Below are 7949 nucleotides of genomic sequence, written 5' to 3'. Positions count from 1 at the left end.
ACGGCGCGGGCCGCCGCGCCCGCCGCGCCGGTACCCGCCGCGTACGCGCCCCCGACGGCGGGCCGGAAGTCGGAGGGCGGCATGAACTCGGGCCGGTCCGCGGGCCTGGTGGTGGCCGGCGGCGTGGCCCTCGTCGTGATCGGCCGCATCGTGCACGTGCTGCGGAAGCGGGGTGGCGGTGATGCCGAATGAGGGCCTGTCCGCGCTGGGCGGATACGGCCGGCTGCTGACCGGCGTGGCCTGGGCGCTGCTGCTCCTCGGGCTGTGGGTATGGGGGCGCGGCCCTGCCGACGGAGCGCTGCCGGGCGCCGCCACCACCGGCGACGTCGCCGCCGTGGGCCGCCCCCTCCTCCAGGAACTCCCGCGGGCACACGCCCCGCTGCCCGCCGCCCGGCCCACCGCGATCGGCATCGGCGCGCTGGGCACGGCCCACGCGGACGTGGTGCCGGTCGCCGCGCAGACGCGGGACGGCGTACGGGACGGTGTACTGGCGCCACCGGCCCGGACGCCGGGCGCCGTGGCCTGGGACGCGGCCGGGCCGCAGCCGGGCCGGCCGGGTGTGGCGGTGCTGGCCGGGCACGGTGCGGCGGGTCCGGGGCGCGGCGTCTTCGCCGGGCTGGGCGAGGTCCGCGCCGGGGAGACCGTGCGGGTGGCCCGGTCGGACGGCGGCATCGCGGAGTTCACCGTGGAGGACGTACAGGAGTACGCGCCCACGCGGTTCGACGCCGGGCGGATCACCGGCGCGCACGAACGCGGCCGTGCCGAACTGCGCCTCGTCAGCGACGACCGGATCGTCGTCTCGGCCTATCTGACCGCGGTCAGCGGTCCCTGAGGAGGTGAGCGGAGTGCGGCACGCACACGGCATGGGATCGCCCGGCCGGGCCGACGGCTCGCTCCCCCCTGAACCGCCGGCCGACCGGTCCTCGACCGCCGCGATTCAGGACTGCGGGAGTTGCCCTGCCGTCGGCGGGAGGCGCCATGAAGTGCGCGTTCCAGGCCGGGGGCCAGGGCCAGACCCACACTTTAGAACGCCTGCGCGCCCTCCGCATAGAGGGCGTTGGCAGCGGGCTGTAACAGGTTGCCCACGGGCCGTCGCCGGTGCACACGGGTGTGCCAGGATTGCTGCGACCGGCCAAGTTCCGTGCTCCGAGGGGGGAGTGGATGTACGGCGAAGTACCGGGGTCCGGGGGGACTTCGAGTGGACGGCGCGGTGACCACCGCGTCACAAGGGTTGCGCCACCGGCGCTCGCGGCGCTGCTGCTGGCGGCCGGGGCGCTGGCCGGATGTTCCTCGTCCGACGGCTCCGGCTCGGGCGGCGGCCCGCCGAAGCAGCGGCCCAGGGCCACGGTGCCGTACTGGGTCAACCCGGACGGCAAGGCGGCCCGGCAGGCGGCCGCGTACCGCAAGGACGGCAAGCAGGACGACGCCGGGCTGATCGACCGCATCGCGGGGCAGCCCGTCGCGGAGTGGATCGGCGTCGACGACCCGCAGGGCGAGGCCCGCGGCTTCACCGAGGCGGCCGCGAAGGCCGACCGGGACGCGCTGCTGGTGCTCTACAACATCCCGCACCGCGACTGCGGCAGCTACTCCAAGGGCGGCGCCGCCGACGGCGACGCGTATCGCGCCTGGCTGGAGGGCGTGGTCAACGGCATCGGCGACCGCGCGACGACGGTGATCCTGGAGCCGGACGCGCTGCCGCACATCGAGGACGAGTGCACGCCGGAGAAATTCCACGAGGAGCGGTACGCGCTGCTGACCGAGGCCGTCGGCAAGCTCAAGGCGCTGCCGCACACCAAGGTCTACCTCGACGCGGGCAACCCGCATTGGATCAAGGACCCGGGGCGGATGGTGGAGCCCCTGAAGCGGGCCGGCATCGACCGCGCCGACGGCTTCGCGCTGAACATCTCCAACTACCAGACCACCGAGGAGAACGAGAAGTACGGCAAGCGGCTCTCCGCGATGGTGGGCGGCAAGCACTTCGTCATCGACACCAGCCGGAACGGCAACGGCCCGGCGCCGGGCGGCGATGACCCGGAGAACTGGTGCAACCCGCGGGGCCGGGCACTGGGCGAGCCGCCGACCGTCCGGACCGACGACGGGCTGGTGGACGCCTACCTGTGGATCAAGCGGCCGGGGGAGTCGGACGGCCCGTGCAAGGGCGGCCCGAAGGCGGGCGCGTGGTGGCCGTCGTACGCGCTGGCGCTTGCCCGCAACGCGAAGCAGTGAAGCTGAGGGGGCGCCCGGGAACGGGGCGCCCCCTCCGTCCGTACGCGTCGCTAGGGCTTGCCGGCGGCGGGCACCTTCACCCACACCGCCTTCGACGGCGTGCCCTCGTCGTCGACGGCGGTGAGCATGTACCAGCCGGGCGGGACCAGGGCCGGGTCCTTGGGCAGGGTCACGGTCACCGAGTCGCCCTTCGTCGTGAAGTCCAGCGCGATGGAGCGCTGTTCGACGTTGGTGACGTGGGTGAACGAGCCGGGCCTGATCAGCCGCAGCTTCTTCAGGGCGGAGCTGTGGGACGTGCCGAACGTCGCCGTGCCGCCGAGCTGCACGGTCGTGGGGCCCTTGGCCTCGAGGCCGGGGCGAGAGCCCTGGAAGAGGTAGGGCGGGGTGTAGAGGTCGATCTGCTGCTGGAAGACGGCCGGCCGGGTGTTGTCCTTGTCGCCGAAGAGCGAGTCCGAGCCGAAGGTCATCACCCGGCCGTCGGGGAGCAGCAGCGCGCCGGAGTGGTAGTTGCGGCCCACCAGGGGGTCGGCGACGCGGCGTGCCGTGTTCTTCGCCGGGTCGTACAGCTCGGCCGCCAGGATGTTGGAGTCGCTGCGGCCGCGGTAGTCGCCGGAGCCGTTGGTGGTCAGCACGGTGTCGTCCGGCATGATCACGCTGCTCGGATAGCGGGTCTTCGCGTACAGGTCGGGGCCGTCCTGGAAGCGCGGCTTCGGCTCGGTCAGGTCCACGATGCGGGTCTTGTCCGTGGCGCGCGGGTCCTCGCCGACCCCGCCGCCGCCGAGGACCATGTACCGCTGGTCCTGCGCGGGCGGCAGCAGCACGGACATGGAGGTCTCCAGGATGTCCGGATCGCTCATCCCGGGGACCGCCCGGAACTTGTTGCTCTTCAGGTCCCAGATCCCGGGTGTGCGGCCCTTGTTGTCCGGGCCGTACCCGGCGTTGGAGCCGGTGTAGAAGACCTGGCCCCTGCCGGAGAGGAAGAGCGTCGGGTAGGTCGGGAAGAACCGCTGCTTCGGCAGGTAGGTCCACTTCTTGCTCTTCGGGTCGTACAGCTCGTTCTTCCCGGGGACGACCTGGCCGATGTCGTCCAGGCCGGAGACGGAGAGGACCTTGCCGTCGTCCAGCGAGGTCAGCGTCGGATACCAGCGCGCCTCGTTCATCGGGTCGACGCGGATGTACCGCTCGGCGACCGGGTCGAACTCGAAGGAGTCCTTGATCCCCTGGAAGTCCTTCTTGTCGAAGGACAGCTTCTGCGCGATGCCGTAGAAGTTCCGGGCGTCCGCGCCGGTCAGGCCGTGGATGCGGTAGTTGTCCTGGGCGCCCGTGGCGTACTGGCGGCCCTGCTTGCGCGCCTCGACGTAGACCCGGGCCTCGCTGTGCTCGACCCGCACCTTCCCGGTGGCCTTGTCCTTGATCTTCTTCGCCCGCGGCACCACGATCGGGTCCTTGGAGACGAACGTTTTGCCGTTCTCCTTGCCCGTGAAGAGCGTGCCGGCGGGGAAGGTCTTCGGGCCGTCCGGGTCCTCGTTGTAGATGATCATCAGGCCGCCGGCCTTCTTCACATCGCCCTTGAGGGTCTCGTAGCGCTGCGTACCGCCCGCCACCAGCAGCTTGCCGTCCGGCAGCTGGGTGTGGCCGGAGCAGAACAGGTCGGTGGGCGTGGCGATGTTCTTGAAGGTGTTCTTCGCCGGGTCCCACAGGACCGTGCGGAAGGACTTGGCCTTGAAGTTCGCCGCGTTGTTGCCGGAGCCGGCGACCAGCAGGACCTTGCCGGTGTGCAGCAGGGCCGCGTGGATCGTATTGATCCTGTACTCGGCCGGGACGTCCAGCACGTCCCAGTGGCCGTTGCGCTGCTTGTACTCCGGCCGGTTGATCTTGTACGAGTGGTACTGCTCCGAGGCGAAGCCGTACACCGCCGGGCCGTTCATGGCGGCCAGGGCGATCACCACCACCGACGCCATTCCCAATCGGCGGGTGCGGCGGCTCGGTCGGTATTTCATCGGTTGGTTCCCCCCACGGGAATCTGCGCGGTCTGCGCGGTCTGCTCTTCAGTGGCTCCGGCCTCGGCCCCGCCGGCCGTCGCGGCCCCACCGGCCGACGACGGGCGCGGTACGGGCTGCCGCCGCTCCTGCCGCTTGTGCCGCGCCTCCCGGCGCAGCGACCAGCGCCAGAGGACGATCGGCGCGCAGCAGACCAGCAGGGCCAGCACGGCCCAGACGATCATTGCCGGATGGGCGTGGCCGAAGAAGAAGGAGGCGGTCAGCGAGGCGCCGAAGACCAGGAGGAAGAACAGGTGGATCCGGAAGGTCCCGAGGAGGGTGTCGGGGCTGGACGAATCGCCCTTGGGGGTCACCACGAACCTGCTCTTGCGGCGCAGCGCCGCGTCGAACAGCGCGCGGGCGTAGATCGGCGCGGAGAGCGCGGACATCGCCATGCCGGCCACGCCGCCGGAGCCCTCCGGCTCGTGGGGGGAGACGTTGTGCCGGCGGTTCCACACGTACAGGCCGATCTGGAGCGCCGAGGCGTTGCCGTAGAGCATCATCCACACGGCCGGGTCGATCTGGACGCCGGAGGCGCCGAGCCCGAGGAAGAGCGCGCAGCTGAGGGCGGCGAGTATCCAGTTCAGCGCGGACATCGGGTAGAAGATGACCATCATGGTGTAGTTGAAGAGGCGGCCGGGGGACAGCGTGAAGGGCGCCTTCCAGAACTGCTTGAGCAGCGTTTCGTACGTACCGCGCGACCAGCGCAGCTGCTGGGTGAAGAAGTCCGTCCAGGCGGTCGGGCCCTCGCCGACGGCGAGCACGTCGGGGGTGTAGACCGAGCGCCACTTCTTGCCCGTGGCCGGATTCCGGTGGCGGTGCATCTCGAAGCCCGTGGCCATGTCCTCGGTGATCGAGTCGTACAGCCCGCCGATCTGCTTGAGGGCCGTGATGCGCACGGCGTTGGAGGTGCCGACGAACATGGGGGCGCCGTAGCGGTTGCCGGCCCGCTGGATCAGCGCGTGGAAGAGGAACTGCTGCGACTCGGCGGCCTTGGTGACGAACGTGTCGTAGTTGCCGTAGACCTGGGGGCCGATGACGAAGCCGACGTTCTCGTCGCGGAAGTAACCGAGCATCCGCTCCAGGTAGTTGGGCAGCGGCACGTGGTCGGTGTCGACCGAGGCGAAGAAGTCGTAGTCGTCGCCGTGGGCCTGCAGCCAGGCGTTGTAGTTGCCGTGCTTCGTTCTCGCGCGGTGCGGGCCCTTGGCGCGGTTCCACTCCGGTATGCCGTGCCGGGTGAAGTGCCGCACCCCGAGTCTCGCGCAGACCTCTCTGACGGCCGGGTCGTCGCCCTCGTCCAGCAGCCAGACGTGCACCACGCCGCGGTGCCGCACCCGGACCGCGGCCTCCAGCGTCTTCGTCACCATGTCCAGCGGCTCCTTGCCGGGCACGAAGGAGGTGAGGAAGGCGACGCGGGTGCCGTTCTCGGGGACGACCGGTACGGGGTCGCGCGCGACGAGGGTGGCGTGGGCGTTGGAGAGGACGTTCAGACAGCGGAAGAACTCGATCAGGCCGATCGAGACGAGCATGACGACGTCGAGGACGGGGAGGAAGGCGAACTGCGGGTAGTCGCGGTGGGTCCAGTGGTCGGGCTGCAGCAGCCAGGCGAGGAGCCCGAGGGAGACCAGCGGGGCCGCGCCGAGCAGCAGGGCCGCGCGCACCCGGTGCGGCTCGTCGGCGAGCAGGCTGCGGTACCGGACCTTGTACGGCTTGCCGGGCTCGGGCTGCGTCAGCGGACCGGCGAGCCGGCTGTAGTGCTCGTAGTCGTACCGCGGCAGCGGCGCGGGCTGCTGCGGGCGCCGGCGGTACTGGCGCGGCAGGCGTAATCGCGTCGTCGCGGACGGGTCGTACTGGTGTTCCTGCCGGGCGCCGGTAGGCGTCGACGTCATGACTCCATCCCCCCGCACGCAGTACTGGCTGCGTGTCCGTGTGCTCTCGTCCCGAGCCTTCGGTCCCCCTCGACCGGCTCGGCCCTGTGGTCTCGGCCGCCCACGTACTCAGACGTGTGCCGTCCGCCTTCCGGTTGCCCGGTCGTGCTCCACCGGCAGGGCAGCGCGCAGAGTTCCCCAACCCCTCGTTCGGCGCAGCCGGTGGTTCGTCCCCATGTGCTCGTCAAGGCCATGTTCGACCCATCCGTCACGTCAGGGTCCCTAACCGGCCTTCATGATCGCAAGGGCGGAATGCGTGCTTACGGGAGGTGTGGGCGTATCGGTGGACTCGGGGTAGTGCGCGGCGGTCCGTGCGCCCTCTTCTTCAGGCGGAGCGCGTCACCGTTCGCCGGAACTCCGCAGCCTGTGGCGGATGTTGTCGAAGTGGTCGCGGACCGCCCGCTCGGCGCGGGGCCCGTCACCGTCGCGTACCGCCGCCAGGATCTCCTCGTGCTGGCGCACCGTGGTCTCCGGGTCGGCGTGCGCCGCGACGAGATCGGTGCGCACTCGGTGGAAGGCGTCCCAGAACGCCTCCAGCACCTCGCTGAGCAGGAGGTTCTCCAGGCCGCGATGGAGCGTGGCGTGGAAAGCCCGGTCGGTCTCGGCCCGGACGCCGCCGGCCGCCGCCTCCGCCCGCATCCGCGCCACGATCGCGTCCAGCTCGGCCAGGTCGGCGGCGGGCACCCGCCCCGCCAGCCGCGCGATCAGCCCGGTCTCCACCGCCTCGCGCAGCTCCAGCAGCTGCAGCAGGCTGTCCTCGCCCCGGTAGTGCCCGGCCACCGTGCGGAAGGTCAGGCCCTCGATCATCGGGGCCATCGACATCGGCCCGACGTAGGTGCCGAAGCCGTGCCGGATCTCCACGATGCCCATCGCCTGCAGCGCCTTCAGCGCCTCGCGCACGGAGTTCCGGCTGACCCCGAGCAGCTCCATCAGCTCCGGCTCGGTCGGCAGGGACGCCCCGGACGGCAGCCGCCCGTCGATGATCAGCCTCTTGATGCGCTCCTGGATGTCCCTCGCCATCCCGTGACTCTGCACCCCGGCCCACCGTTTTGACCAGCACTTCCCCGCGGTCCCGCGCAAGGGAGCCGTAAAAAATGGCCGAGGCCCCCTCGTCGTGACGAGGGGGCCTCGGTCCTACGTGCGCCGCCAGGGACTCGAACCCCGGACCCGCTGATTAAGAGTCAGCTGCTCTAACCAACTGAGCTAGCGGCGCGCGCTGACCTGGAAAACTCTACACGAACACCAGGGGTGCTCCGGACCGCGGAAGGCCGTCCGGCGACCCGCCGAATGTGTGAGGTGTGACACTCCTGCCGGTATGGGTGCCGACCGGCTTTTCTCCCGCGTGTCGCATTCCCCCGCCGGGACTCATTGACGCGATTTCGCCCGACGGTTCGCCGGTTTTGCTCCGGGGAAGAGGGTTTCCGTGCACAAGGTCATCAGTTGCCCCGTCAGCATGCGGTATGTGCCGGTAGTTGAGAAGCTGTGCCGGTGTGAGGCCAATGAGACAGCAGTGGCCGGAAGGGGAACGGGAATGACGGTGCCGGTGTTCGTCGAATTCGAGCCCGCGGACGACTGCCCCTGCGCGGGCTGTGCCCAGCAGCGGCGGACCCTCGCGCACACGGCGCGACTCAGGGACGGCGGCCACCCCGCCGCGCACGGCGCCCGCCGCGCACTCGTACTGGCGGCCGCGGCCGGTACGGTCCTGGCCACCCCGGCCGACGGTGTCCTCCCGGCGACGGAGGACGGCCGTCCCGCG

The 7949-nt window shown here is 71.0% G+C and carries 6 protein-coding genes, 1 tRNA gene and 1 pseudogene; 4 read left to right on the top strand and 4 right to left on the bottom strand.

Going from position 1 to position 7949, the window contains the following annotated elements:
• From ABT381_RS34130 to ABT381_RS34120, 3 genes are all read left to right on the top strand, one after another.
• Positions 1-192: hypothetical protein (locus ABT381_RS34130; protein ID WP_351601432.1), on the top strand; the 192-nt coding region annotated here is incomplete at its 5' end.
• On the top strand, positions 182-832 hold the full coding sequence (locus tag ABT381_RS34125) for a sortase domain-containing protein (protein WP_351601429.1): 651 nt from the start codon (positions 182-184) through the stop codon (positions 830-832). The genes ABT381_RS34130 and ABT381_RS34125, both read left to right, overlap by 11 nt.
• 329 nt (positions 833-1161) lie before the next feature.
• Positions 1162-2226 carry a glycoside hydrolase family 6 protein gene (locus tag ABT381_RS34120; RefSeq protein WP_351601426.1) on the top strand — a complete coding sequence of 355 codons (1065 nt, stop codon included), beginning with the start codon at positions 1162-1164 and terminating at the stop codon, positions 2224-2226.
• Positions 2227-2276: 50 nt separating this feature from the next.
• Here ABT381_RS34120 and glxA read toward each other — a convergent pair whose 3' ends face one another.
• The 4 genes from glxA to ABT381_RS34100 all read right to left on the bottom strand — a co-directional run bounded on the left by glxA (position 2277) and on the right by ABT381_RS34100 (position 7406).
• On the bottom strand, positions 2277-4226 hold the full coding sequence (gene glxA, locus ABT381_RS34115; protein WP_351601423.1) for a radical copper oxidase GlxA: 1950 nt from the start codon (positions 4224-4226) through the stop codon (positions 2277-2279).
• A complete protein-coding gene (locus ABT381_RS34110; RefSeq protein ID WP_351601420.1) occupies positions 4223-6154 on the bottom strand; it encodes a glycosyltransferase family 2 protein in 1932 nt (643 codons plus the stop codon). The genes glxA and ABT381_RS34110 overlap by 4 nt, the downstream gene beginning before the upstream one ends.
• Positions 6155-6532: 378 nt before the next feature.
• Positions 6533-7213 (bottom strand): FadR/GntR family transcriptional regulator, encoded by a 681-nt coding sequence (locus tag ABT381_RS34105; protein ID WP_351601417.1) that lies wholly within the window; start codon positions 7211-7213, stop codon positions 6533-6535.
• 119 nt (positions 7214-7332) lie between these two features.
• A tRNA-Lys gene (locus ABT381_RS34100) sits at positions 7333-7406 on the bottom strand.
• Between the two features lie 318 nt (positions 7407-7724).
• Between ABT381_RS34100 and ABT381_RS34095 the strand changes: the two are divergent.
• Positions 7725-7949, top strand: a pseudogene (locus ABT381_RS34095) (peptidoglycan-binding protein); the annotation flags it as partial.

Source organism: Streptomyces sp. NPDC000151, from assembly GCF_040301705.1.
Classification (GTDB): Bacteria; Actinomycetota; Actinomycetes; order Streptomycetales; family Streptomycetaceae; genus Streptomyces.
This window is presented reverse-complemented; position numbering and strand designations above follow the sequence as displayed.